Raw genomic sequence first — 25,608 nt, forward strand, 5'->3', positions numbered from 1 at the left:
CCTCCGTGGGATGGAATTCGACAGCAACCGCGCACCCGGGCCGCAATGGTTGCGCCCCCGCGTCGGCGTCCGCGCCTTCAGCGGTAGACCAGCACTGGCACCCGGCAATGGGTGAGCACCTTCTGCGTTTCACTGCCGACCAGCAAAGCGTCCAGGCCCCTGCGCCCGTGCGACGCCATGAAGATCACATCGCACTCGTGCCTCGCCGCGGCATCGATGATGCCCTTGTAGGGAACGTTTGCCGTCATGTCCGTGGCGCAGGACACGCCTGCCGCCCTGGTCGCGGCGACCACCTCTTCGAGCCGGGCCCGCGCCCGCTCGGCTTCCTGCTCCTCGAACGCCTGGCGCCTGGGATGGCCGGCATCGCCCGAGGCCAGATAGGGATACTCCTCCATGCACGTATAGGCGGTCAGCCTGGTGCCGTCGGCTTTGACAAAGCCGATGGCTGCCTCCATCGCCATTCTTGACAGTTCTGAGCCGTCGGTGGCCAGCAAGATGTGCTTGAACACGATTTCCCTCCGTCCGCAGTGGTGCCCGGCGGGGTGAGGCGTCCGCCGGTCAAGCTTCAGTATGGACAAGAATCCGGCTTGCGGAAGGAACGCGGCGATGACCGGCGGCTGGCACTTGCGCCGTACCGCTCCCGGAACGGGTTTTCCGGGAGCCGGCACGGGCCGGTGCCGACCTGCTTACTGCATGTGCTGGCCGCCGTTGATGGCGATATTGGACCCGGTCACATAGGCCGCCTCCTCCGAGCAGAGGTAGGCAATCAGCGCCGCCACTTCTTCAGGCTTGCCGACGCGGCCAACCGGAATCTGCGGCAGGATCTTGGTCTCCATGATGTCCTTGGGCACGGCGTTGACCATCCTGGTGGCGAGGTAGCCCGGCGAGACCGTGTTGACGGTCACGCCCTTGCGCGCCACTTCCAGCGCCAGCGACTTGGTGAAGCCGTGCATGCCGGCCTTGGCCGCGGCATAGTTGGTCTGGCCGAACGCGCCCTTGGAGCCGTTCACCGACGAGATATTGATGATGCGGCCCCAGCCGCGCTCGACCATGCCTTCGCACAGCGGCTTGGTCAGGTTGAACACCGAATCGAGATTGGTCCGCATCACCGCATCCCAGTTCGGCTTGTCCATCTTCTTGAACGCCATGTCGCGCGTAATGCCGGCATTGTTCACCAGGATGTCGACCTGGCCGACATCGGCCAGGATGCGCGCGGCGCAGGCCTGGCAGGCGTCATAGTCCGAGACGTCGACCTCATAGGCGCGCATCTCGCGGCCGTTGGCCGCCATCGTGGCCAGCCAGTCCCCGGCTTTGGCATTGCCGGGCGAGTGCGTCACCACCACGGCATGGCCGGCGTCGTGCAGCCGGATGCTGATGGCTTCGCCGAGTCCACCCATGCCACCTGTTACCAATGCGATTCTCTTCGTCATGCTGATTGCGTCGTTTTCGTGAGTTGAAAGACCCCTGCCGTGCAGCAAGGGACATTCCCCCGGTGGTCCCCGAGCAAATTCCCGCCGCCGTCGCGCAGGCAAAGCGCGGCCATGCCGGGCCGGACGTGCCGGTCCCGGTGCGCATGGATGGGGCGGGAAGATATGGTGTCGCGGTGCCGCGGGCCCGGGAACGCGGGGTTCCCGGCCTGCATGCCTGCGATCTGTGTGCAGCGCGTGCTCCGGCCTGGCCGGGGCAGCGCTGTGGGTTACGCCTTGGCGGCGCGCGGCGTAGCGTTCGCGGCCGTGGCCGACGCGGCTGCGGCGGTCTTGGCGAAGTTGGCCTTGGCGACTTCAGCGGTCTGCTTGGCGGCGTCCTGGAACGACTGGTACGTGGTGTTGGCCGCGGCAACGCCCGACTGCAGCAGCGCGGTCAGCGCTTCCGAACCGGCCGGCGCGTTCTTCACGAAGGTGTCGACGAATGCCTGGACATTGCGGTTGTGCTGTTCGTACTGAGCCTCGACGGCCTTGCTCAGTTGCGCCTGCGTATTCGAGGCGATTTCATAGACGTGGCGTACATACGCCACTGCCTTCTCGGCGGCCGGCTGGGCCAGGTTGCCCTGCGCCGCGAACACTTCGCGAACATCCTTGCCGGCCAGCACCGCTTCGACGTTTTCCTGGCCTTCGGCGAGCGAGGTCCTGATGGCTTGCAGGTTCAGCTCGGCCAGCTTCTGGAAACCTTCAAACGCCGTGTTCGTCAGCGCGAACAAATGGCTCACGTTGGACTTCTGCGCCGCAGCAAATTGTTCGGGCGTAAAAGGTGACATGCAGATCTCCTGTGGGTTGGATCGGACGGAATGGCGCGGCAGCACTGGCAATCGCTAGCGGCACAGCGTACCAGCCGTGCCTCGGCGCCGATCTTGCAGCGCACCATCGAACCCGCATCCTAGAGTGTTTCCTCCAATCTAAACCCTAGGGATAAACCCAAAAAGTATTGAAGAGAGGACAACGAAAGTGCAGCATGGACCTCTAATGTTACAAGTATTTACCCTGTATTGCTGCACTGCATGACAGGTGTAAGGCCGGCTTAACGCGGCCGGCGGCGAAAAAAAAAACCGCAGCCAGAGCTGCGGTTTTCCTTAATGGCGAACGCGGCTTGCGCTCAGACTTCTTCGTACAGCGGCAGCGTCAGGAACTCTGCAAAGTCTTCCGACGTGGACATCTGCTCGAAAATCTCGGCAGCGCGGTCGTAGGTGCTGGTGTCGCCACCAACCAGTTCCTTGACCTTGGCCAGCTCTTCCGGAATCAGCTTGCGCACCAGCTCGGCCGTGACCTTGGTGCCGTCTTCCAGCTTGCCCTTGGGCGAGCGGATCCACTGCCACACCTGCGAGCGCGAGATCTCGGCGGTGGCGGCATCTTCCATCAGGTTGTGGATCGGCACGCAGCCGTTGCCGGCCAGCCAGGCGCCCAGGTAATGGATGCCGACGTTGATGTTCATGCGCAGGCCGTGCTCGGTGATCGGCGTTTCCGGCTGGAAGTTCAGCAGGTCGGCGCCCTTCACCTGCACGTCCGGACGCTGCTTGCCGAACTGGTTCGGCTTGTCGCCCAGTACCGCGACGAATTCCTTCATCGCCGGCTCGACCAGGCCCGGGTGCGCCACCCAGCCGCCGTCGTAGCCATCGGTGGCGTCGCGGCGCTTGTCGCTGATGATGCCTTCCATGGCGATGGCGTTCTTCTCCGGATCGTTCTTGATCGGGATCAGCGCGCTCATGCCGCCGATCGCAGGCGCGCCGCGGTGGTGGCAGGTCTTGAGCAGCAGCAGCGCATACGAGCGCATGAACGGCGCGGTCATGGTGACCTTGGCGCGGTCGGCCAGGCAGAAGTCCTTGTCGTTCTTGAACTTCTTGATGCACGAGAAGATGTAGTCCCAGCGGCCGGCGTTCAGGCCGGCGCTGTGCTCGCGCAGCTCATACAGGATTTCGTCCATCTCGAACGCGGCGAGGATGGTCTCGATCAGCACGGTGGCCTTGATGGTGCCTTGCGGCAGGCCGATTTCGTTCTGCGCCATCACGAAGATGTCGTTCCACAGGCGCGCTTCCAGATGGCTTTCCATCTTCGGCAGGTAGAAGAACGGGCCGGCGCCGCGGGCGATCTGCTCCTTGGCGTTGTGGAACAGGAACAGCGCGAAGTCGAAGATGCCGCCCGAGACGCGCTTGCCGTCGATGGTGACGTGCTTCTCGTCCAGGTGCCAGCCGCGCGGACGCACCTGAAGCGTGGCGATCTTGTCGTTCAGCTTGTATTGCTTGCCCTTGGATTCCAGCGTCAGCGTACGGCGCACGGCGGCCTTCAGGTTGACCTGGCCCTGCAGCTGGTTGTGCCAGTTGGGGGTGTTGGAGTCCTCGAAGTCGGTCATGTAGCTGTCAGCGCCCGAGTTGAAGGCGTTGATCACCATCTTGGCTTCGACCGGGCCGGTGATTTCCACGCGGCGGCATTCCAGCGCCTTGGGCACCGGCGCAACCTTCCAGTCGCCTTCGCGGATGCTCTTGGTTTCCGGCAGGAAGTCGGGCACCTCGCCGGCGTCCAGGCGCTTGGCGCGCGCGACGCGCGCAGCCAGCAGTTCCTGACGGCGCGGCTCGAAGGCGCGGTGCAGCTTGTCTACCAGGGCCAGGGCTTCCGGCGTGAGGATATCTTCGTAGGCCGGCAGGATTTCGCCGGTAATCTTCATGCCCGCGGGCAGCGTGATAGCCATCAGTGTTCTCCTGTTAAACGATAGCGATAGCTTTGGTTGTTGGGCGCCCTGCTATGCCGCCACGCCATGGGCGCGGACGAATTCGAGCAGGTCGTTCATGTCGTGCCCGGTGCCGGAGGGGGCTACGTCGAGCCGCTCCGCCGGATGGCCGGCACGGTTGATCCAGAAAGTGGTGTACCCATACCAGCTGGCGCCGCAGGCGTCCCAGCCGTTGGACGAGACGAACAGCATCTCCTGCGCCTCCAGCCCGAAGGCCAGCGGCCCCAGCGCATAGGCGGCGGGGGCGGTCTTGTACTGGCGCACCGCATCGACCGACAGCACATGGTCGAACAGCCCGTGCATGCCGGCGCTCTTGACCGAGATGTCGAGCATCTCGGCGTTGCCGTTGGACAGGATGCCCAGCGGCAGCCCCGCCTTGCGCAGGCGCTTGAGCGCGCCGAGGTTTTCGGGGAACGCCGACAGGCACGCGTATTCCTTCAGCAGCTGCGCCTCGGCGGCCTCGTCCAGCGGCAGCCCCAGGCGCTCGGCGGCGTAGCGCAGCGCGTCCACGGTGATGGCCCAGAACGGCTTGTAGTGCGCGCCGTCGGGCGCCGCCATGGTGCGGATGCGGGTGTAGTCGATCTGGCGGTCGCGCCACAACAGCGCCAGCGCCTCGCCACGGCCCGGGAACAGCTGCTCCGCGCGCGCGGTGACGGAATACACGTCGAACAGCGTGCCATAGGCATCGAAGACGACGGCGCGGATCTTGTTCATGGGAGCCTGGACAACCTGCAACGGTAGGGGGCGACTGAGTAAGCGGCGGCCAGACCACAGCTGCGTGGCTCTGTACACCATTGAATGCATCGAATTGTAGGGAGACGCTGCAGTGCGGCAAAGTGGCCGTCGGTCACTTGATCTTTTACTTTTACACAACTAATCTTGGCTGACTAAAACAAAACTCCGCACCAAATCCTCTTCACTGGTGGCCAAAGGCCCGCCCCGGCACCCGGTGCGTGTCCAGCGCAGCACCCCGCGGGTTCTCCCGCGCATATCAGGCGAAACATTCGTGGACCATTTCAAACAACTGGAGACCTTTGTATCCGTCGCCTCGCGCGGCAGCCTGTCCGCCGCCGCCGCGGCCGAGGGCGTGGCGCCCGCGATCATCGGCCGGCGCATCGATGCACTGGAAGAGCGGCTGGGCGTCAAGCTGCTGGTACGGACCACGCGCAAGATCAGCCTGACTTTCGAGGGCTCGGCGTTCCTGGAGGATTGCCAGCGCATCCTGAACGACCTGCACAACGCCGAGGCCAGCGTCTCGGCGGGCGGCGTCAAGGCCAGCGGACACCTGCGCGTAACCGCGCCGGCCGGCTACGGGCGCAAGCACGTGGCGCCGCTGGTGCCGCTGTTCATCGAGTCGCACCCGGACGTGTCGATCACGCTGGACCTGTCCGACCGCGTGGTCGACCTGGTCAACGAAGGCTTCGACTGCGCGATCCGCCTGGGCGACCTGCCCGATTCCAGCCTGGTCTCGATCCGGCTGGCCGAGACCCGCCGCGTGGTGGTGGCAGCGCCGGAATACCTGGCGCGCGCCGGGCGCCCTGGCACGCCCGAGGACCTGCAGCGCCACAACTGCCTGGCCTTCGGCGCCAGCGCCAACATGCAGCGCGGCTGGGTGTTCCAGGAAGAAGGCCGCGCCGTGACGGTGAAGGTGGGCGGCACCATGGAATGCAGCGATGGCGCGGTGCTGCACGAGTGGTGCCTGCAAGGCAACGGGCTGGCCTGGCGCTCGTGGTGGGAAGTCGGCAGCGAGATTGCCAGCGGACGGCTGGTGACGGTGCTGGACGAGTTCCAGGCGCCGCCGATCGGCATCCATGCGGTGTTCCCGCAGCGCAAGCACCTGCCGCTGCGGGTGCGGCTGTTTATCGACCACCTGAAGAACACCTACGGCAATCCGTCCTACTGGCGGCGTGCCGAGCAGGCTTTGGCGCTGCCCGTGGCGGAGGTGCTGGCGGACTAGGCACGGTGCCAATGCGGACTTGCGCCCCGTCGGATGCCATTGACATTACGCAATGACCTTCTCGGCACACTGACTACAATGCATTCAAGACAGGCGCTGCCCGGCGCCGCGGCGATGCCGCGAACCGGCGGGTCGCCGCCCTGCCCCGACCCCTAGTCAGCAAAGGAGCCCCGCATGTTCCAACATATCCTGCTTCCCACCGACGGCTCGGAACTCTCCAAGAAAGCCATCAACGGCGGACTGGAGCTCGCCAAGGCCATCGGCGCACGCGTCACGGCCTATGTCTGCCTGGAGGAATACCCGTACACGCCGTTCAGCGAAATCGTGGTCGAGGCCCCGCAGGCGTTCAAGGACCGCATCGAGAACCAGGCCAAGCTGTATCTGAAAGAGATCGAGAACCTGGCCACGGCGGCCGGCGTGACCTTCGACGCCGACATGTCGACCTTTGCCGTGCCCTACCTTGGCATCATCGACGCCGCCGAGCGCCATGGCTGCGACGTGATCTTCATGGCCTCGCACGGCCGGCGCGGGCTGTCAGGCCTGCTGCTCGGCAGCGAGACGCAGAAGGTGCTGACGCATACCGACATTCCGGTGATCGTCTACCGCTGAAGCCCGGCGCAGCGCGCGCCAAAGCAAAACCGCCCGCACCGGTCATGCCGGTGCGGGCGGTTTTTTGCTTGCGCAGGCCGCTTACGAAGCCTTGCTCATGCGCTGCTCGATATGCTTGGCGCGGTCTTCCGAGCCCGGGTGCGACGAGAACATGCTGGACTTGCCGCCGTCGAGCTTGGCCAGCTTCTGGAACGCCGTGACCAGGCCCTTGGTGCTGGCCTTGTTCTTGGTCAGCAGGTCGAACGAATAGTCGTCGGCAGCGGTCTCCTGCGACTGCGAGAACTGCGCGTTGATCAGCTTCTCGCCCAGCTCGCCCAGCTGCGATTGCGACAGCGCCGCCACCGCGCCATTGCCGGCCGACGCCGCCGCGCCGCGCGCGGCGGTGGCGGTGTAGGCCACCTGCATGGCCTTCTTGGTGTGGCCCAGCGCCACGTGGCCCAGTTCGTGGCCCAGCACGCCGCGCACTTCGTCGTCGGTCATCATGTCCATCAGGCCGCTGTAGACGCGCACGCAGCCGTTGGCCATGGCCCAGGCGTTGACGTCCTTGGTCATGTAGACCTTGGCGTTGACGTTGGGCACGTCGCTGTTCTTCAGCCCGCTCATGATCTTGACCAGGCGCTTGCTGTAGGTGGTGTTGGCAGCGGCGATCTTGTTGGTCTTGTCCGATTCCGCGCAAGCCTGGTCCGACAGGCTCTTGACGTCGGCGTCGGACAGCGTGGCAGCCTTGGCCAGCGAGGTGCCGGCGCTCAGCATGCCGTCGACATTGGTGGGCATGCCGCCGGAACAGCCGGCCAGCAGTGCCGCCGCGACGGCGCAGGCAGCGAGCGAGAGAGTTGCTTTCATGATGTTGTTCTGGGTGGAGTGGCTCGGAGGTGCCGATAAAGGCCCCGGCACTTTAAGCCATCTGCCCGCGCGAGGGAATCACCCAAATGCTGCAAGCCGCCAAAAATGACAATTTGTTGCATTTGGACAATCTTCCAGTTCGAAAGGCAAAAGAGATGCGGCGGCCCCCGTGCGCGTTTTGCAGCGGTCCCCAGTGTGTCAGCGGTCCTGCCGCAGGACCACGGTCGTGCCCGGCACAGTAATGAAGGGATTGAACTTGCATGGCTCGATCATGGGGAGGCTCATCCGCACCGCAACAAACCTTTACAAATCCTTCCGTGAAATCTCGGATCGGTGCCCTAGCCTGTTCCCATGCTTTCGAGGGAGACGGCCATGCCTTCGTCACGGGACACATTCAAATTGCGTCGACCTGGGCGTCGCACGATGAACTGGCACGACGTCGCCCTGATCGCGATTGGATGGGTGGGTCTATGCCTCGGCGTGGGGTGGACGCTCTCCAAGGCGGCTGGCACCTTCGAGTGAATCGCGGTACGCGCTCCTGCATCCGGCGCAGGTACGGCAGTCGCATCGAGAATAAAAAAATCGCGCCGTCCCTGAGAGAGAGAACGGCGCGTCGCCTAAAAGAGAGCGCGCGATGGTCGCACGCGCTCCCGATCCCGCCGGACCCACGAGCCGGCGGGAGTGACCAGGAGAGTCAGGCCACTTTCTTGTCTTCGAAGAACTGCTCGTCTTCGGTCGAGCCCTTCAGCGCGGTCGTCGACGACTGGCCGCCTTCGATGGTCTGGGTCACGGCGTCGAAGTAGCCGGTGCCGACTTCGCGCTGGTGCTTGACCGCGGTGAAGCCCTTCTCGGCGGCCTTGAACTCGGCTTCCTGCAGTTCCACGAACGCGCTCATCTGCTTGCGGGCGTAGCCGTAGGCCAGGTTGAACATCGAATAGTTGAGCGAGTGGAAGCCGGCCAGCGTGATGAACTGGAACTTGTAGCCCATCGCGCCCAGTTCGCGCTGGAACCTGGCGATGGTGGCGTCGTCCAGGTTCTTCTTCCAGTTGAACGACGGCGAGCAGTTGTAGGCCAGCATCTTGCCCGGGAAGCGGGCGTGCACGGCTTCGGCAAACTTCTTGGCGAACTCCAGGTCCGGCTTGCCGGTTTCGCACCACACCAGGTCAGCCACCTCGGCATATGCCAGCGCCCGTGAGATCGACTGCTCCAGGCCGTTGCGGACGCGGTAGAAGCCTTCGACGGTGCGCTCGCCGGTGCAGAACGGCTTGTCGTTGTCGTCGATGTCCGAGGTCAGCAGATCGGCGGCCTCGGCGTCGGTGCGGGCGATCACCAGGGTCGGCACGCCCGACACGTCGGCAGCCAGGCGCGCGGCGGTCAGCTTGGCGACGGCTTCGCGGGTCGGCACCAGCACCTTGCCGCCCATGTGGCCGCACTTCTTCACCGAAGCCAGCTGGTCCTCGAAGTGAACGCCGGCGGCGCCCGCCTCGATCATGGACTTCATCAACTCGAAGGCATTCAGCACGCCGCCGAAGCCTGCTTCCGCATCGGCGACGATCGGGGCGAAGAAGTCGGTGTCGCCCGAGCCTTCGCTCCACTGGATCTGGTCGGCGCGCTGGAAGGTGTTGTTGATGCGCTTGACCACCTGCGGCACCGAGTTGGCCGGATACAGCGACTGGTCGGGGTACATCTCGCCAGCCAGGTTGGCGTCGCCGGCGACTTGCCAGCCCGACAGGTAGATCGCCTTCAGGCCCGCCTTGACCTGCTGCATGGCCTGGTTGCCGGTCAGCGCGCCGAGCGAGTTGACGAACGGCTCGGTATGCAGCAAGTGCCACAGCTTTTCAGCGCCACGGCGCGCGAGGGTGTGCTCGACCTGAACCGAACCGCGCAGGCGCACCACGTCTTCGGCGGTGAAATTGCGCTTGATTCCCTTCCAGCGCGGATTGGTGTCCCAGTCTTTCTGCAGGGCCTGGATCTGCTCTTGGCGGTTCATGGTCGCTCTCCTGAACGTGATTGGGGATGGGTGAGAATCTCGTGCTCGCCTGACCCGGGCTGCATCGTGTCGCCGCTGCGCTGGCCGCCGTTTTCATGCCCGTTGTCCTGTGTCTTATATAAGAGTGTAGAGAACGCTACTGCGTTGCAACAACCCCGAACCAGGTGGGAACCAAGATTTATTTTTCTTTTAAATCAATAACGTGCAGAAAATATTTCATGATGCGGGACAGAATCTTCCATCATGAGAAATGGCGTTGTGCTCCGCAAACCTGTATTTTTGCGGTCCAAAACTATTTTCCACATTGTGAAAAATCGGCGGATGTGGCGCAAGCCGCTAGCGGATGCGACTCGCCTGCAGCGCCGCGGAAGCCGGCGCGCCTTCGATATGGTCGACGAATTCGCCGACCATGGCGGCAAACCCCGCCGGGTCCGCCAACGGCAGCCAGTGCTGCGCCGGCACGGTGCGGCGCCACAGCTGCGGGGTCCAGCGGTGCATGCCTTCTGTCACCGCGGGCGTTACGTAACGATCATGCAGCGGCACGATCAGCTGCACCGGCGCATGCACAGCACGGCGGCGTGGCGCGCGCAACACCGGCAGGATATTGGCGCGGTACAGGCGCACGCCGTGGCAGCCGTCGGCGATCTGGGTCGGGTTCGGCCCGACGCGCACGCCCTCGGTCAGGCGCAGGTAGCGCGGCCAGGCCCGGCCCAGCCACAGCCGCCAGCCCAGTTCGGGCAGCCACGGCAGGTGGAACACGCCGATGTACCAGGAGGCCATTAGTTGGCGCAGCGCCTGGCCGAGCGCCGCCAGCGAGCGCTGCCCGCGCAGTTCGCGCAGCGCGATGGCCGCGTGGTCCAGGCACGGGCCCGAGCAGGAGGTAAACGAGGCAATGCGCCCCCGCAGGCGGGGATCGGTGACAAATTCCCAACCCTGGATCGAGCCCCAGTCGTGGCCGACCAGATGCACCGCGCGCTGCGGCGACACCGCGTCGATCACGGCGATGAAGTCGTCGGCCAGCTTTTGCAGCCGGTAGGCCGCGGTCGCGTGCGGGGCGGTCGAACGCCCGGCGCCGCGCACGTCGTAGGCCACCACGTCGAAGCGCCCGGCCATCTGCGCCGCCACCGCGTGCCAGACTTCGCTGTTGTCGGGATAGCCGTGCACCAGCACGATGGTCGGTCGGGTTGGTCCGGGCACGCTCCAGCGGGTAGCGGCCAGGCGCACGTCGCCGGCATCGATGCGGCACCGTTGCGGCGGAATTTGCTGCGGGACTTGCGGGGCATGCATGGCCGTCGGTTCCATCGGTCGATGTCATGGTCGGCCATGCTACGCAAAAGCCAACGGCACCGCCAAATCTGACCGCCAATCGGCGCCGCTGTTTGAAACGCTTGCGGGATTCAGGCCGCGGCCGTATCGCGGGCGCGGCGATAGGCTACCCAGTCACCGCTGTCGATGCGCGGCAGCGCGGCGGCCGCGGCGTCGGCCACCGGGTACAGCAGGCAGGTAACGGGCTGGCCGTTGTGCTGCACCGCCTGTTCCTCGCGCACGAACAGCGTGGCCTGGCCCGGATAGACCTCCTCGATCTCGTCCAGCACCGGCAGCAGGGCGTCGGCAATCTCGTAGATATCGCCGACCACCGGTCCGCCGCCGGCGTCCAGCACCAGGCCGGGATAGGTGCCAAAGTCATAAAGCCTGCCGGCCACCATACCCGTGCCCAGCAGCGTGGGCGCGGCAATGCCATGGCGCCGCGCCGCGGCGTTCAGGTCGTTGACTTCGCCGGCGCGCAGCGTGCCGTAGACGAAGACGCGCGGCATGCTCAGCGCTCCAGCTGTTCGTCGGCGACCAGGATCCCGTCGACATCGACGTAGATCCAGTTGCCCGGACGCACCACCGCGCCCGGCATCTGCACCGTGACCTCGCTCTCGCCCACGTTGCGCTTCTGGCTCTTCTGCGGGTGCGCGGCCAGCGCGCGGATGCCGATGTCGCACACGTCCAGCTCGGCGGTGTCGCGGATGCAGCCGTTGACGACGATGCCGACCCAGCCGTTCTTCTCGGCCAGCAAGCCCAGGTTGCCGCCCACCAGCGCGCAGCGCAGCGAGCCGCCGCCGTCGACCACCAGCACGCGCCCGCGGCCCGGCGATTCCAGCGTGGCGCGCACCAGCGAGTTGTCTTCGAACACCTTGAGCGTCGCGGCCGGACCGGCAAACGCGGGCTGCTTGCCGAAGGCGCGGAACACCGGCGCCATCACGCGCAGCGTGCCGTCGGCAAGGCGGTCTTCATGCGCGTCGCACAAGTCGGTGGTGACGGGCTTCATCTCGGGTCTCCTGGTCGGTAAGAAAGAATGCGGTCTGGTGGGTGCCGCGTCACGGCTTCTGGCTGGCCAGCGCCTGCGCCCGGATCGCGCTCAGCGTGGTGCGCGGCGTGATCACGTCCGGGTCCACCTGGATTTCGATCAGCGTCGACACCGGCGCGGCCAGTGCCTCGCGCAAGGCCGGCGCGAAGGCCTCGGTGGTGGTCACGGTGGCGCCGCGTGCCCCATAGGCGCGCGCCAGCGCGGCAAAGTCGGGATTGCGCAGCTCGGTGCCGGACACGTGCGTCGGGTATTCGCGTTCCTGGTGCATGCGGATGGTGCCGTACATGCTGTTGTTGACGACGATGATGATCACCGGGGCCTGGTATTGCATCGACGTAGCAAGTTCCTGGCCATTCATCAGGAAGCAGCCGTCGCCTGCCAGCGCCACCACGGTACGCTGCGGGAAGGCGATCTTGGCACCCACTGCCGCCGGCACGCCGTAGCCCATCGCCCCGCTGGTCGGCGCCAGTTGGCCGCGGCCGCCACTGGTGAACGGGCGATAGTGGAAATAGCGGTGCAGCCAGCCGGCATAGTTGCCGGCGCCGTTGGTCACCACCGCGTCGGCCGGCAGCAGCTGGTCCAGCGTGCGGATGACTTCGGCCATGTCGACGCCCTGCCCCGTGAACGGCGGCGGTTGCAGGTAGCGTTCGTAATCGGCATGGGCGGCTTCGGTCCAGGCTTGCCAGCGTGGCGCGGCCGGCGCCGGCAGGCCGGCCAGGCGCGCGGCGATGGCCGGCATCGCGGCCTGGATCATCAAATCGGCCTGGTACACGCTGCCCAGCTCTTCGGCGCCGGCATGCACATGGACCAGCTTCTGGGCCGGCCGCGGCGCCGCGATCAGCGCATAGCCGCCGGTGGTCATCTCGCCCAGGCGCGGGCCGATCGCGAGCACCAGGTCGGCCTTGCGGATACGCTCGGCCAGCGCGGGATTGATGCCGATGCCGACATCGCCGGCGTAGTTGGGATGGCGGTTGTCGAACAGGTCCTGTCCGCGGAAGGCGCAGCCCACCGGCAGCCTGAAGCGCTCGGCAAAGGCCTGCAGGTCGGCGCAGGCCTGCGGAGTCCAGCCGCTGCCGCCGGCCAGCACGAACGGGCGCTCGGCGGCCTGGAGCATTTCGGCCAGCCGCGTCAGCTCGGCTTCGCCGGGCCAGGCCATGACGCGCTGATAGGCCTGCAACTGCGGCACCGCGGCGGATTGAGCCAGCATGTCTTCGGGCAGCGCCAGCACCACCGGACCGGGACGGCCCGAGGTGGCAGTCTGGTAGGCGCGCGCGATGTATTCGGGGATGCGCTCGACCCGGTCGATCTGCGCGACCCACTTGGCCATCTGGCCGAACATGCGGCGGTAGTCGATTTCCTGGAAGGCCTCGCGGTCCATGAAATCGGTGCCGACCTGGCCGATGAACAGGATCATCGGGGTCGAATCCTGGAACGCGGTATGCACGCCGATGCTGGCATTGGTGGCGCCCGGCCCGCGCGTGCAGAACGCCAGCCCGGGGCGGCCGGTCAGCTTGCCGTAGGCTTCGGCCATCACCGCGGCTCCGCCCTCCTGGCGGCAGACGATGAAGCGCAGCCGGTCGCGGCGGCGGTGGAAGCCGTCGAGCACCGCCAGGTAGCTCTCGCCCGGCACGCCGAAGGCCAGCTCGGCCCCGTGCGCCAGCAGCGCATCGACCAGGATATGGCCGCCCGGCAGCGGCGCGCCGCGATCGGTGTCTTCAGGCTGGGTGGCGTTGGCCGGCGTCATTGGCATGGAAACGTTCCTCAGGCAAGCGGATTCGGATTGCGGCGGGCGGGCTGGCGGGCTGCGCTAGGCAGCCTCCGCCCGTGCCGCGGCCTGGCTGCGCGAGCGGTTGCCATTGCCCACGGTCACCGCGGTGAAGATCGACAGCAGCTGGAAGCCGCCGATCATAAAGAAGACCCAGGCCGGCAGCCTGGCGTCCATCAGCGCGCCGAAGAACAGCGGGCCGCAGGCCAGGCCGATATCCAGCCCCGAATAGACCACGCCGTAGACGCGCCCGGTGGCGCCGGCAGGCGCTGCCGCGCGCACCAGCAGGTCGCGCGACGGCCCGGCGGTGCCGGCGCCAAAGCCGATCACGCCCATCAGCACCGGCACCAGCAGCGCCGGCACCAGGTTCAGCCCCACCAGCACCGCGACCAGCCCCGACACGGTGAAGCTGACCGCGATCAGCCGGTCATGGTTGCTGGTGCGGCTGGCGGCAAAGCCGCCGACGATCATGCCCCCGGCGCTGCACAGCATATAGACGGTGTACGACGCGGTGGCCAGCGTGAACGGCATGCCGTAGAGGTAGGTCAGCGCGGTGGGCGCAAAGCTCTGGATGCCGGCGGCGGAGAACGTCGTCAGCAGGAAGAAGCCCCAGCACACCCACACCTGCGGCAGGCGCAGGAAGCCCAGCACGCTGGCGCCCCCTGCCGCGGCCCGGGCGGCGGGCCGGCCCACGGCGCCCTGCACTTCGCGCGGGTCCAGCACGTGGCGCAGCGCCACCAGCACCGCCAGCACGATCAAGGCCACCGCCGAGGCCGCCGCCAGCGCCACGCGCCAGCTGGCCAGGTTGGCGATCGCCACCAGGAACAGCGGCGCCGCGGCCCATCCCAGGTTGCCGGAAATGCCGTGCACCGAGAACGCATGGCCCAGCCGCGGTTGCGACACATGCTTGTTCAGCAGCGTGAAGTCGGCCGGATGGAACACCCCATTGCCCAGGCCCGCCACCGCCGCGCCGAACAGCAGCCCGGCATAGCCGCCGCTGGCCGACAGCAGCAAGGCCGCCGCGCCCAGGCAGGCCAGTCCGCCGAACAGCACCGGCCGCGCGCCGAAGCGGTCCACCACGAAGCCCGACGCGGTCTGCACCACCGCCGAGACCGCGAAGAACACGGTCATCAGCAGGCCCAGTTCGGCATAGCTGAGCCCGAACTCGGCCTTGATCCACGGGAACAGCGGCGCCAGCAACAGGTGGTAGAAGTGCGAGACGCCATGCGCCAGCCCCACCAGCCCGATCACCTGGGCGTCGTGGCGAAGGGAATTGGGCGTGGGTTCGAGGGCGGCGGTGGGCATGGCGCTGGCAGTCGGAGGGGCGATGCGGTGGGCTGGGCGGCGCGCAAAAAAATACGGGCCGAAGCCCGCATCATAGAGGAAAACCCCTGTTGGCTGCTGGCAGGTGGCGGCCACGACGCCTCCGCGCCGGCCGGTCTGCCCCACCCGCGCCGTCACATCTGCTTGAACAGGTGCGCGTACTGGCGCGCCACCGGCAGCAGTTCCGGCCGGTCGCGCAGCCGCAGCGACAGCCGGCCCAGCGACTGGTTGACCGCACTGGCGACGCAGCTGATGTTGACCACGGTGCCGCGGTGCACCTGCCAGAAGCGCTCGGGATCGAGCTGCTGGGTCAGCTCGCGCAGGCTGGTGCGGATCAGCGCCTCGCCGGCGCCGGAGACCACGTTGACGTACTTGTCGGTGGCTTCCAGGTAGATCACCTCATCGACCGGGATGATGCGCACCTCCTGCCCCACCAGCGCCTTGATAAAGCGCAGGTACTGGCGCTGCGGCGCGCCGGCCGCGCCCGGCGTGGCATTCTCCAGCGACTCCAGGCGCGCCAGCAACTGGCCGAGCCGGTCGGTCTCGGCCACCGCGGCTTCGTCGTCGCCGTCTCCCGCTTCCGCGGGCGCGGCCAGCCGGTCCTTCAGGCGCTGCACGGTCGCCTCCAGCCGTTCGCGCTGCACCGGCTTGAGCACGTAGTCCACCGCGGCGCGCTCGAAGGCCTCCAGCGCAAACTGGTCGTAGGCGGTGACGAACACCACCAGCGGCGGGGCATCGAATTCGATCAGCTCGCGCGCCACGTCCATGCCACTCATGCCCGGCATGCGGATATCGAGGAAGGCCACGCGCGGCTGGTGCTCGCGCGCCGCCGCCAGCGCGGCCACGCCGTCGTGGACCACGGACACGACCCGCGCCTCGGGCCACAGGGCCGCCAGTTCGGATTCCAGCACGCGGGCAAGCAGCGCTTCGTCGTCGGCAATCAGCAGGGTGGGTGTCATTGGGGGCGTGGGGGCGTTGGCGTTGGCAGCTTCGTGGCGCTGCAGGCCCACCGGCACCGGCGAAAACCGCAGCGCTTGTTCTTTTCAGGTGAACCGACAGCGATGCGCGTCAGAGCCGTGGCATGGCCGGGGCGGATACCGGCATGCCCTCCGGCATGGCGGTGACGGTCTGGGTCACGGTGGGCGCCTCGGCCGGGCGCTCCAGTGGCAAGGTCAGCCGCACCACCACGCCGCGCGGCGTGTTCTCTTCCATCTGCATGCTCGCCGCCGCGCCGAAGATACGCGCCAGCCGCTCGCGCACATGGGTGATGCCCAGTCCCGAGCCCTTGCCCGAGGCATGGCCGAAACCGACCCCGGTATCGGCGATCACCACCTGCACCGCGTTGTCGCCGGCCGCGCGCGCCGACAGCCGGATATGGCCGCCGATCATGCAGGGTTCGATGCCGTGCGTGACCGCGTTTTCCACCAGCGGCTGGATCAGCATCGGCGGAATCTCGACCTTCGCCAGTTCGCGCGGCAGGTCGATGTCATACGAGAGCCGCTGGCCGAAGCGCATGGCCTGGATCTCGAGGTAGCTGCGCAGCAGCTCGAACTCCTGCCGCAGCGTGCATTGCTCGGCGCGGGTATGCGCCAGCGACATGCGCAGGAAGCCGATCAGCCGCTGCAGCAGCTGCCGCGCCGCCGGCGGATCGGTGGCGATCAGCCCGTCGAGGTTGGCCAGCGAGTTGAACAGGAAGTGCGGCTCGATCTGTGCCTGCAGCGCCATCAGCTGCGCGCGCACCAGCTGCTTTTCGGCCTCTTCGCGCTGCAGCGCGTCCAGCGCCGCCTGCCGCTCCAGCGACGCCAGCTTCTCGCGCGACCAGTAGAAGTAGATCATCGACGCGGCCGCCAGCATGCCCACCACCAGGCACATGCGCAGCATGCCGCCGGCCTCGTCGGCCGACTTGGGCGGCAGGTCCAGCACCACGCGCGTGGCCCAGCTGCCAAACACCACGCCGGCGGGCACGGCCGCCGCGGCGAGCAGCAGGAAGGGCCAGCGGCGCGGCCGATCGTTCCACCAGATCACCACGCGCGGGATGTCGATCAGCACCCAGATCGACAGCCCGATCAGCTGGCTGTAGACGAAGTTATGCCAGAGCGTGCCGCCGGTCTGGAAGCCGTAGTTCAGGCTGATGGCGATCACCGAGTTCATGCACAGCACGAACAGCAGGTCGCGCCCGAGGATATTCAGGCGGGACGGGATGGCGGCGGTGCAGGCGTGTGTGAAGCAGCGGTCCATGGCGTTCATGTTAGCGCGGCTTTCGCCATGCGCAATACAGCGGGTGATGTGACGGCGACATGGGGTGCGTCAGCCACCCTGCCCGGTTGCGTCCCCAGAACGCGCGGGCGCAGGCGCCGGCACAGCGCCGCGGCCCGCCAGCGCACGCCACCATTGCCCGGACAGCACATAGCGCGGAAAGGTGATCCACTGCTCGGCCAGGATGCGGCCGGCGATGTCGGCCGGTCCGGCAAACGGCTCGGGCGCATGGGCCTCCAGCCGGTGGCCACGGCCTTGCAGCGCCATCGACATGCCCATGCACACCAGCCCCAGCGCGATCGCCGGCAGGTTCAGGCGCAGCAGGCCATAGAGGCCCAGCACGGTGCCGGCCATGAACATCGGCACGGCCACGATATGCAGCAGCAGGTTGCGGGGATTCTGGTGGTTGCGGGCATAGCCGCGCCACTGCCAGCGCAGCAGCGGTTCGTCGTCGCGCATGATCGTCTCTCTCTCCCTTGCCCGGCCCTTGCCGGCCGGCGGCCGCGCGCAAACTTTGCTGCGCTGCGGTACACGTGCGGCACTGGCCGGAATGCCAGCGCGGGCACGTGCAGGGAATGTACCCCGAGGCGGGGGTGGAAGAAAGTGTGTTGCGACGAACGGCCGGCACGGGGTGCGAACGGCACCGGGCGGGTGCGGACGGCGTAACCGCCGGCCCCCGCGGGTGCTGTCAGCGCCGCGCGCCGGATCAGGCGGCCAGCGCCTGGCGGTCCTGCTCGGACAGCGCGCTGCTCACGGTGTCGCGCGACAGGTGTGGCGCGAACATGTTGATAAAGGCGTGCGCATAGCCGCGCAGGTAGGCGCCGCGGCGCACCGCCACGCTGGTGGTGTTGGGCGCGAACAGGTGGTCTGCCGAGATCCGTACCAGCCCGGAGTCCTTGCGTTCGTCATAGGCCATCGACGCGATGATGCCGACGCCGAGGTCAAGTTCGGCATAGGTCTTGATCACGTCCGCGTCCAGCGCCGTCAGCACGATCTCGGGTTGCAGCCCGGCCTCGGCAAAGGCGCTGTCGATCTTGCGGCGGCCGGTGAAGCCGGCGTCGTAGGTAATGAGCTGGAAGCCCGCCACGTCTTCGAGCGTCGGTTCCGGCAGGCGCGTAAGCGGATGTTCCGGCGACACCACCAGCACGTGCTGCCAGCTGTAGGCCTCGAACGAGGTCAGCCCGGCCTCGGTCGCCAGCGCCTCGGTGGCGATGCCGATATCGGCCTGCCCGGTCAGCAGCAGCTCGACGATATGCGTGGGCGACGCCTCCTGCAGTGCCAGCGTCACATGCGGGTATTCGCGGCGGAACGCCTGCACCACGCGCGGCAGGGCGTAGCGCGCCTGGGTGTGGGTGGTGGCGACGGTGAGCCGGCCGGTGTGGCGGCCGGCGTATTCGTCGCCGGCCTGGCGCAGGTTCTCGGCCTCGAGCAGCAGGCGCTCGACGATGCGCACGATCTCGCGGCCGGGTTCGGTCAGCCCGGTCAGGCGCTTGCCGTAGCGCTCGAAGATCTCCACCCCCAGCTCTTCCTCCAGCTCGCGGATCTGGCGCGACACGCCGGGCTGCGAGGTATAGAGCGCGTTGGCGACCTCGGTCAGGTTGAACTGGCGGCGCACCGCCTCGCGGATCGATCGGAGTTGCTGGAAGTTCATCGCGTGGCCTCTTGTTTTGTGGGGGCGGTGCCGCTGGCCTGCGTAAAGACACGCAGCTGGCGCGGTCGGACGGCGAGCAGCTCGCCCTCGCGGAAGCCCGCGTGGCGGAAGCGCTCGAGCGGCAGCGCCACCTCGATCACGTCCTGGTTGTCTTCGCGCTCGAGTTCGAGCTGCGCCACCGGGCCCAGCGTCAGCGCGCGGCGCAGCGTCACGGCAATGCCGTCGGCGCCGGGCGCATAGCGCTCCAGGTCCAGGTCGTGCGGACGGACATAGGCGACCGCGTCGCCGGCGGTCTCGTGGCCGCTGCCGATCACCGGCAGCACCGCCTCGCCGGTATGCAGCAGGCCACCGCTCTCGCCCACTTCGAGCCGGCCGTGGAACAGGTTCACGTTGCCGAGGAAGCCGAACACGAAGGGCGTGGCCGGATGGTTGTAGACCGCCTCGGGCGAGCCGTACTGCTCGACACGGCCGCGGTTCATCAGCACCACCTGGTCGGCCACTTCCAGCGCTTCTTCCTGGTCGTGCGTGACGAACACGCTGGTCACATGCAGCTCGTCGTGCAGGCGCCGCAGCCAGCGGCGCAGTTCCTTGCGCACCTTGGCATCGAGCGCGCCGAACGGTTCGTCGAGCAGCAGCACGCGCGGCTCCACCGCCAGCGCGCGCGCCAGTGCGATCCGCTGGCGCTGCCCGCCAGAGAGCTGCGAAGGGTAGCGGTCGGCCAGCCAGTCGAGCTGGACCAGGTCGAGCAGCGCATGCACCTTCTCGCGGATCTGCGCCTCGTTCGGGCGCTCGGCGCGCGGCTTCACGCGCAGGCCGAAGGCCACGTTCTCGAACACGCTCATATGCTTGAACAGCGCGTAATGCTGGAACACGAAGCCCACCTGGCGCTGGCGCACGTGCTGGTCCGAGGCATCGCGCCCGGCCAGCACGATCTGGCCGGCGTCGGCGCGCTCCAGCCCGGCGATGATGCGCAGCAGCGTGGTCTTGCCGCAGCCGGACGGTCCCAGCAGCGCGGTCAGTTCGCCCTCGTCGAAATCGAGCGAAACATTGTCCAGCGCGACGAAATCGCCAAAGCGCTTCTCTACGTTCTTGACCTGGATGCTCATGATGCTTGTCCTTGCACTGAAGCCGGCAGGCTTGCCAGCGGCCGCTCCGGCGCGGCCTCTTCGGTTTCCTTGCGGGCGCGCCATTCCACCAGCGTCTTGATGCCCAGCGTGACGAGCGCCAGCAGGGTCAGCAGCGACGCCACCGCGAACGCGGCCGCGAAGTTGTATTCGTTGTAGAGGATCTCCACGTGCAGCGGCATGGTGTTGGTCAGCCCGCGGATATGGCCCGACACCACCGACACCGCGCCGAACTCGCCCATCGCGCGCGCATTGCACAGGATCACGCCGTACAGCAGGCCCCAGCGGATATTGGGCAGCGTGATATGGCGGAAGGTCTGCCAGCCCGACGCGCCCAGCACGATCGCGGCCTCTTCTTCTTCGCTGCCCTGCGCCTGCATCAGCGGGATCAGCTCGCGCGCGACGAAGGGGAAGGTCACGAAGATGGTGGCCAGCACAATGCCCGGCACCGCGAACATGATCTTGATGTCGTGCGCTTCCAGCCACGGGCCCAGCCAGCCCTGCGCGCCGAACAGCAGCACATAGACCAGGCCGGAGATCACCGGCGACACCGAGAACGGCAGGTCGATCAGCGTGATCAGCAGGTTCTTGCCGCGGAAGTCGAACTTGGCGATGGCCCACGCCGCCGCCACCCCGAACACCACGTTCAGCGGCACCGCGATCGCCGCCACCGTCAGCGTAAGCTGGATCGCGGCCAGCGCGTCGGGCTCGACCAGCGCTTCCCAGTAGGTCTGCACGCCCTTGCGCAAGGCTTCGTAGAACACCGACGCCAGCGGCACGAACAGGAACAGCGTCAGGAACAGCACCGCCACCGCGATCAGCGTGTACCGTACCCATGAAGCCTCGCCCGTTGCATCGAAGCGGTGATGGATCCTGGCGCTGCCCTGCCCGCCGAGGCGTCCCGAGATTGCTCCGGCCATCTCAGAACTCCTTGCCCGTGGCGGGCGCTTCCGGTGCCAGCGCCGCGCGCGCACCCGACTGGTGGCGGCGCGTCCAGGCCTGCAGCAGGTTGATCAGCAGCAGCAGCCCGAACGAGATCACCAGCATCACCACCGCCACCGCGGTCGCGCCGGCGTAGTCGTACTGCTCCAGCTTGGAATAGATCATCAGCGGCGCGATCTCGGACACCATCGGCATGTTGCCCGAGATAAACACCACCGAGCCGTACTCGCCGGTGGCGCGCGCGAACGACAGCGCAAACCCGGTCAGCAGCGCCGGCAGGATCGCCGGCAGGATCACGCGGCGGAAGGTTTGCAGCCGGTTGGCGCCGAGGCTGGCGGCGGCCTCTTCCAGTTCCTGCTCGACGTCTTCCAGCACCGGCTGCACCGTGCGCACCACGAACGGCAGGCCGATAAAGGTCAGCGCCACCACCACCCCCAGCGGCGTGAACGCGACCTTGATGCCGAGCGGCTCCAGGTAGCGGCCGATCCAGCCATTGCCGGCGAACAGCGCGGTCAGCGCGATGCCCGCCACCGCGGTCGGCAACGCGAACGGCAGGTCGACCAGCGCATCGATCAGGCGCTTGCCGACAAAGCGGTAGCGCACCAGCACCCACGCCACGATCAGTCCGAACACCGTATTGACGATGGCGGCGATCAGCGACGCGCCGAAGCTCAGCTGCAGCGATGCCACCACGCGCGGCGCCGTGATCGCGGTCCAGAACGCGTCCCACGTCATCGTGAACGCCTTCAGGAAGGTGGCCGACAGCGGCACCAGCACGATCAGCGTCAGGTAGAACAGTGTGAACCCGAGCGACAGGCCGAAGCCCGGCAGCACGGTGAAGCGCTGCGTGGACGGCTGGCGCGGCGCGGGCGCGGCACCGGACCCGGGCGCGCGGGGCGCGGCTGGCGGCGGCGTGTCCGCCAGGGAAATGGATGGAGGCATGTCGTCTCGTCTGTGAGCGGTGCGCTGCCAGGGCCTGGTGGCCCGGTCCGGCACGCCGTTCTTTATGACGCCGGCGCATGTTACGCCGGCCTACGAGACAGATTCTGCAGAGCCGCCTTTATAAAAAGAACGAATCTTTATGAATTTTCTTAGACGCTTTAGATATAAGGAACCGTCGTGGCGACCTCGACCCCGGCCTCCCAAGGGGTGTCTGACGCACTTTGTGTGCCGGTATCGCCGGCCTGGCCGATGCGCTGCACCAGCGTATCGAGCAGCGCGAGCCCTTCGGGCCACTCGCCTAGTCCCGAATCGGCATTGATATGGCCAAGATGGCCCACGTCGACCAGTTCGCTGCCCCACAGCGTGCCCCACGAGAACGCGGTGCGCTGCGGCATCCACGGGTCGTTGCGGCTGGCCGCGAGAATGGTCGGGAACGGCAGCCGATAGGTGGGCAGCAAGGCCGCCACGCCGAACTTGTCCGGATCCGCCGGTGCCACCAGCAAGGCGCCGGCGATGCCGACCGGGTCCAGCGCCGCCTGGCGCAGCGTCGCCAGGCAACCAAAGCTGTGCGCCACCAGCACGGCGCCGCGCGCGGCCACGCGCCGGGCCCGCATCACCCCTTCTGAAACGCGCTCGGCCCACAGCGGCAGGCTCGGGCGCGACCAGTCGTGCTGCTCGATCCGCTGCCAGTCCGGAAACTGCTGCTCCCAGCGGCTCTGCCAGTGCGCCGGGCCGCTGCCGTGCAAGCCGGGCACCGTCAGCACCTGCAGATGGCGCGGAATTTCCGGCCGCATGGCGCGGCCCGACGCGGTCCTGTCCGATTGCGTCATGCCGGCTCCTCGCTTAGCGCACGCGGTGTCGCGGCGTGCGTGGCCGCACCCTCCACCGCGCGCAGCCCGGCAGCGCTCACCAGCCCGCCGGCAAAGGCGCCCTGCCCCAGCCCGATGCCGGCGGCCTGCAGGCGCTCGATGCTCTCGGCGTCCTGCAGGCGCCGCCCGATCAGCGTGACGCCGGCGCTGGCCGCGCTGGCGCGCAGGCCCGACAGCTGGCGGTCGGTCCAGGTGCGGCGCATGTCCAGCTTGAGCCAGTCCGGCAGCGCATGCGCCATCAGCGCACCCGCCTCCGCCGGATCCGACGCCTGCAGGCTCACCGCGAAGCCATTGCGCCGGTAGTTGCCGACCACATGCAGCAGCAGCCCGAGGTCATCATTGGCGCTGGCCGGCACCTGGATCACGAAGCGCTCCAGCGGCAACCCCAGCGACTGCAGCGCGCGCCGGAAGGCCGCGCCGTGGTCGTCGGCCACCGCGGCCAGCAGGCGGTTGTGCACGTTCAGCACCAGCTTGTGCTCGCCGTCCGCGGCAAAGTAGTTGATGGCATGCAGCAGGCGCGAGAGCCGGTCCAGCGACACCAGCGTGTGATCGTCCGCCGCCATCGCAAACAGCTTCCATGCCGCCAGGCCGACGCCGTCCTCGGCATAGGTATGGATGGCCCCTTCATGCGCCACCACCTGCCGGTCCGCGAGCGTCACCAGCGGCTCGAACGCGCTGGTCAGCGAGCAGTTGAAGAACTGGCCCTGCACCTGCCCGCGCGCATCGCGCCACAGCTGCCGGTCCGCCAGCGGCTGGCGCGGCAGCGATTCGAGATAGCGTTGGAGCGCAGACGCTGCGCCCGTGGGTTCATGCACGCCTGGCATGGTGATCCTTGGGTTGACCGGGCCGCTCGGGGCCGGCGGTCTGATTGGTAAGGGCAAGCGCGACGCCAGCAGCCGCCTGCCTGCTCATGATAGGAGCTCGGCGGGCACCGGCGTATGAAGATTCAGGACTGTCGATATGCGCCGGGCGGCACCACGGCGCAAGCCTGGCCGGGCGCGCTGCCGTCAGGCCGCCCAGCTCACATTCAGCGGCGCGGCCGCGGCAGGCACGGCAGCCTGCGCACCGGCCGGCCCGGCCGCCGGTGGCGACGGCCGCATCACCCGCTGCAGCACCTCGGCCTCCAGTTGCGCAAAGCCCGCGGTTCCGCGTTCGCGCGGACGCGCCAGCGCCACGCGCGTATCCATGGCGATGCGGCCGTCCTCGATCAGCACGATGCGGTCAGCCAGCGCCACCGCTTCGGCAACATCGTGCGTGACCAGCAGCGCGGTGAAGCCCAGCCGGCGCCACAGCGATTCGATCAGCGCCTGCATTTCGATGCGCGTCAGCGCATCGAGCGCGCCCAGCGGTTCGTCGAGCAGCAGCAACTGCGGGTGATGCACCAGCGCGCGCGCCAGCGCCACGCGCTGGCGCTGGCCACCGGACAGCCGGGCCGGCCACGCCTGCGCGCGGTCGGCCAGCCCCACCTGCGCCAGCACCTGCGCCGCTGCGGCGCGGCGTGCGCGCGGCAGGCCCAGCGCCACGTTGTCCAGCACGCGCTTCCACGGCAGCAGCCGCGCGTCCTGGAACATCACACGCACGTCCGCCGGCCGCGCGCGGCCCGTGGCAGCGGCATCGCCATCGATGGCGATGCTGCCGCCGTCGGCCGCTTCCAGCCCGGCCACCAGCCGCAGCAGGGTGCTCTTGCCGCAGCCGCTGCGCCCGACGATGGCGAGGAACTCGCCCGGCGCGACCTCGAGCGCCACGTCGTGCAGCACCGTGCGGCCGTCGTAGCGCTTGACTACCTGGTTCACGCGCAGCGCCACGCCGCCCGCCGCCTTGGCGGGCACCGCGCGCGCCTGGTCTGGCACAGCGGACGCCTCGCGCCGCGCCAGGCCCGCTTCCAGTTCGGCCAGGGCCGCCTGTTCCACCGGATACATCTGCATCTCGCTCTCCTTGCCTTGATTGGTTGCCGCGCCGCTCAGGCCGCGGCGTAGCCCGGGTGCCAGCGCAGCCAGTAGCGCTCCAGCCCGCGCGAGAGCCAGTCGGCCAGCTTGCCCAGCAGCGCATAGAGCAGGATGCCGACCAGCACCACGTCGGTTTGCAGGAACTCGCGCGCGTTCATGGTCATGTAGCCGATGCCCGATTGCGCGGAGATGGTTTCCGCGACGATCAGCACCACCCACATCAGACCCAGCGCAAAGCGCACGCCCACCAGGATCCCCGGCAGCGCGCCGGGCAGGATCACCTCGCGATACAGCTGCCAGCCGGACAGCCCGTAGCTGCGCGCCATCTCCACCAGCCCCGCATCGACCGAGCGGATGCCGTGGTAGGTATTCAGGTACACCGGGAAAAACACGCCCAGCGAGACCAGGAACAGCTTGGCGCTCTCGTCGATGCCGAACCACAGGATCACCAGCGGGATCAGCGCCAGCGCGGGAATGTTGCGCACCATCTGCAGCGTGCTGTCGAGCAGCGTGGCGGCGCTGCGGAAGGTGCCGGTCAGCAGCCCCAGCAGCAGGCCCAGCCCGCCGCCGATGGCAAACCCCAGCAGCGCGCGCCAGGTGCTGACGCCGACGTGCCGCCACAGCTCGCCCGAGCGCGCCAGTTCCCACGCCGCCTGCACCACGGCCAGCGGGGCCGGCAACACGCGGCTGGACAGCCAGCCGTGCTGCGACGCCAGCTGCCACGCGACGATCAGCAGCACCGGCACGATCCACGGCGCCGCGGCGCGCCACAATGCCTGCGGCGCCTGGCGCGCCGGCGGTATCAGCGGAGCAGTCATGGTTG

25 protein-coding genes are annotated in these 25,608 nt (G+C 67.8%); 2 read left to right on the plus strand and 23 right to left on the minus strand.

Annotated elements, in window-relative coordinates; all coding sequences use genetic code 11:
• Positions 1-77: 77 nt before the first annotated feature.
• From GA0116996_RS07440 to GA0116996_RS07460, 5 genes are all read right to left on the minus strand, one after another.
• Positions 78-509, minus strand: coding sequence for a universal stress protein (locus tag GA0116996_RS07440; RefSeq protein WP_092308839.1), 432 nt, complete (start codon positions 507-509; stop codon positions 78-80).
• A 177-nt stretch (positions 510-686) separates the two neighbouring features.
• Entirely contained in the window at positions 687-1,430 is a 744-nt protein-coding gene (phbB, locus tag GA0116996_RS07445) for an acetoacetyl-CoA reductase (protein ID WP_092308842.1), read from the minus strand.
• Positions 1,431-1,696: 266 nt separating this feature from the next.
• Positions 1,697-2,254 carry a TIGR01841 family phasin PhaP3 gene (gene phaP3 / locus GA0116996_RS07450; RefSeq protein WP_092308845.1) on the minus strand — a complete coding sequence of 186 codons (558 nt, stop codon included), beginning with the start codon at positions 2,252-2,254 and terminating at the stop codon, positions 1,697-1,699.
• Positions 2,255-2,589: 335 nt separating this feature from the next.
• Positions 2,590-4,176, minus strand: a complete 1,587-nt coding sequence (gene aceB / locus GA0116996_RS07455) for a malate synthase A (RefSeq protein WP_092308848.1) — start codon at positions 4,174-4,176, stop codon at positions 2,590-2,592.
• Positions 4,177-4,227: 51 nt separating this feature from the next.
• The gene (locus GA0116996_RS07460; protein ID WP_092308851.1) at positions 4,228-4,929 is read right to left on the minus strand and encodes a haloacid dehalogenase type II; all 702 of its coding nucleotides are present in this window, start codon (positions 4,927-4,929) and stop codon (positions 4,228-4,230) included.
• A 292-nt stretch (positions 4,930-5,221) separates the two neighbouring features.
• On the opposite strand from GA0116996_RS07460, the gene GA0116996_RS07465 reads away from it, so the two are divergent.
• Complete coding sequence (locus GA0116996_RS07465; RefSeq protein WP_092308854.1) at positions 5,222-6,172, plus strand: LysR family transcriptional regulator; 951 nt, start codon at positions 5,222-5,224, stop codon at positions 6,170-6,172.
• Between the two features lie 174 nt (positions 6,173-6,346).
• Positions 6,347-6,781, plus strand: a complete 435-nt coding sequence (locus tag GA0116996_RS07470; RefSeq protein WP_092308857.1) for a universal stress protein — start codon at positions 6,347-6,349, stop codon at positions 6,779-6,781.
• A gap of 81 nt (positions 6,782-6,862) precedes the next feature.
• On the opposite strand, the gene loiP is transcribed toward GA0116996_RS07470, so the two are convergent.
• The 18 genes from loiP to ssuC form a co-directional block, all read right to left on the minus strand.
• Positions 6,863-7,624 (minus strand): metalloprotease LoiP, encoded by a 762-nt coding sequence (loiP, locus tag GA0116996_RS07475; RefSeq protein ID WP_092308860.1) that lies wholly within the window; start codon positions 7,622-7,624, stop codon positions 6,863-6,865.
• Positions 7,625-8,318: 694 nt separating this feature from the next.
• The gene (aceA, locus tag GA0116996_RS07480) at positions 8,319-9,614 is read right to left on the minus strand and encodes an isocitrate lyase (RefSeq protein WP_092308863.1); all 1,296 of its coding nucleotides are present in this window, start codon (positions 9,612-9,614) and stop codon (positions 8,319-8,321) included.
• A 336-nt stretch (positions 9,615-9,950) separates the two neighbouring features.
• Entirely contained in the window at positions 9,951-10,901 is a 951-nt protein-coding gene (locus tag GA0116996_RS07485) for an alpha/beta fold hydrolase (protein WP_167355481.1), read from the minus strand.
• Positions 10,902-11,011: 110 nt separating this feature from the next.
• On the minus strand, positions 11,012-11,428 hold the full coding sequence (locus tag GA0116996_RS07490) for a gamma-glutamylcyclotransferase family protein (protein ID WP_092308869.1): 417 nt from the start codon (positions 11,426-11,428) through the stop codon (positions 11,012-11,014).
• Positions 11,429-11,430: 2 nt separating this feature from the next.
• Positions 11,431-11,928 carry a ribonuclease E activity regulator RraA gene (gene rraA / locus GA0116996_RS07495; RefSeq protein ID WP_092308872.1) on the minus strand — a complete coding sequence of 166 codons (498 nt, stop codon included), beginning with the start codon at positions 11,926-11,928 and terminating at the stop codon, positions 11,431-11,433.
• A gap of 49 nt (positions 11,929-11,977) precedes the next feature.
• The gene (locus GA0116996_RS07500; protein ID WP_425248308.1) at positions 11,978-13,717 is read right to left on the minus strand and encodes a thiamine pyrophosphate-binding protein; all 1,740 of its coding nucleotides are present in this window, start codon (positions 13,715-13,717) and stop codon (positions 11,978-11,980) included.
• A gap of 57 nt (positions 13,718-13,774) precedes the next feature.
• The gene (locus GA0116996_RS07505) at positions 13,775-15,037 is read right to left on the minus strand and encodes an MFS transporter (RefSeq protein ID WP_092308878.1); all 1,263 of its coding nucleotides are present in this window, start codon (positions 15,035-15,037) and stop codon (positions 13,775-13,777) included.
• A gap of 152 nt (positions 15,038-15,189) precedes the next feature.
• Complete coding sequence (locus GA0116996_RS07510; protein ID WP_092309778.1) at positions 15,190-16,014, minus strand: LytR/AlgR family response regulator transcription factor; 825 nt, start codon at positions 16,012-16,014, stop codon at positions 15,190-15,192.
• A gap of 109 nt (positions 16,015-16,123) precedes the next feature.
• On the minus strand, positions 16,124-17,302 hold the full coding sequence (locus tag GA0116996_RS07515; protein ID WP_092308880.1) for a sensor histidine kinase: 1,179 nt from the start codon (positions 17,300-17,302) through the stop codon (positions 16,124-16,126).
• 60 nt (positions 17,303-17,362) lie between these two features.
• Entirely contained in the window at positions 17,363-17,770 is a 408-nt protein-coding gene (locus tag GA0116996_RS07520) for a DUF962 domain-containing protein (RefSeq protein WP_092308882.1), read from the minus strand.
• Positions 17,771-18,017: 247 nt separating this feature from the next.
• On the minus strand, positions 18,018-18,962 hold the full coding sequence (locus GA0116996_RS07525) for a CysB family HTH-type transcriptional regulator (protein ID WP_092308885.1): 945 nt from the start codon (positions 18,960-18,962) through the stop codon (positions 18,018-18,020).
• Positions 18,959-20,068, minus strand: coding sequence for a sulfate/molybdate ABC transporter ATP-binding protein (locus tag GA0116996_RS07530; RefSeq protein ID WP_092308888.1), 1,110 nt, complete (start codon positions 20,066-20,068; stop codon positions 18,959-18,961). Before GA0116996_RS07530 ends, GA0116996_RS07525 begins: the two co-directional genes overlap by 4 nt.
• Complete coding sequence (gene cysW / locus GA0116996_RS07535; protein WP_092308891.1) at positions 20,065-21,006, minus strand: sulfate ABC transporter permease subunit CysW; 942 nt, start codon at positions 21,004-21,006, stop codon at positions 20,065-20,067. Before cysW ends, GA0116996_RS07530 begins: the two co-directional genes overlap by 4 nt.
• 1 nt (position 21,007) lies before the next feature.
• A complete protein-coding gene (gene cysT, locus GA0116996_RS07540; protein ID WP_092308893.1) occupies positions 21,008-21,970 on the minus strand; it encodes a sulfate ABC transporter permease subunit CysT in 963 nt (320 codons plus the stop codon).
• Between the two features lie 158 nt (positions 21,971-22,128).
• Complete coding sequence (locus GA0116996_RS07545) at positions 22,129-22,800, minus strand: RBBP9/YdeN family alpha/beta hydrolase (RefSeq protein WP_092308896.1); 672 nt, start codon at positions 22,798-22,800, stop codon at positions 22,129-22,131.
• Positions 22,797-23,663 (minus strand): EAL domain-containing protein, encoded by an 867-nt coding sequence (locus GA0116996_RS07550; protein WP_092308899.1) that lies wholly within the window; start codon positions 23,661-23,663, stop codon positions 22,797-22,799. Before GA0116996_RS07550 ends, GA0116996_RS07545 begins: the two co-directional genes overlap by 4 nt.
• Positions 23,664-23,846: 183 nt before the next feature.
• The gene (locus tag GA0116996_RS07555) at positions 23,847-24,764 is read right to left on the minus strand and encodes an ATP-binding cassette domain-containing protein (protein ID WP_092308902.1); all 918 of its coding nucleotides are present in this window, start codon (positions 24,762-24,764) and stop codon (positions 23,847-23,849) included.
• A 35-nt stretch (positions 24,765-24,799) separates the two neighbouring features.
• Entirely contained in the window at positions 24,800-25,603 is an 804-nt protein-coding gene (gene ssuC / locus GA0116996_RS07560) for an aliphatic sulfonate ABC transporter permease SsuC (protein WP_092308905.1), read from the minus strand.
• Positions 25,604-25,608: the final 5 nt, after the last annotated feature.

It is taken from the genome of Cupriavidus alkaliphilus (assembly GCF_900094595.1).
Taxonomy (GTDB): domain Bacteria; phylum Pseudomonadota; class Gammaproteobacteria; order Burkholderiales; family Burkholderiaceae; genus Cupriavidus; species Cupriavidus alkaliphilus.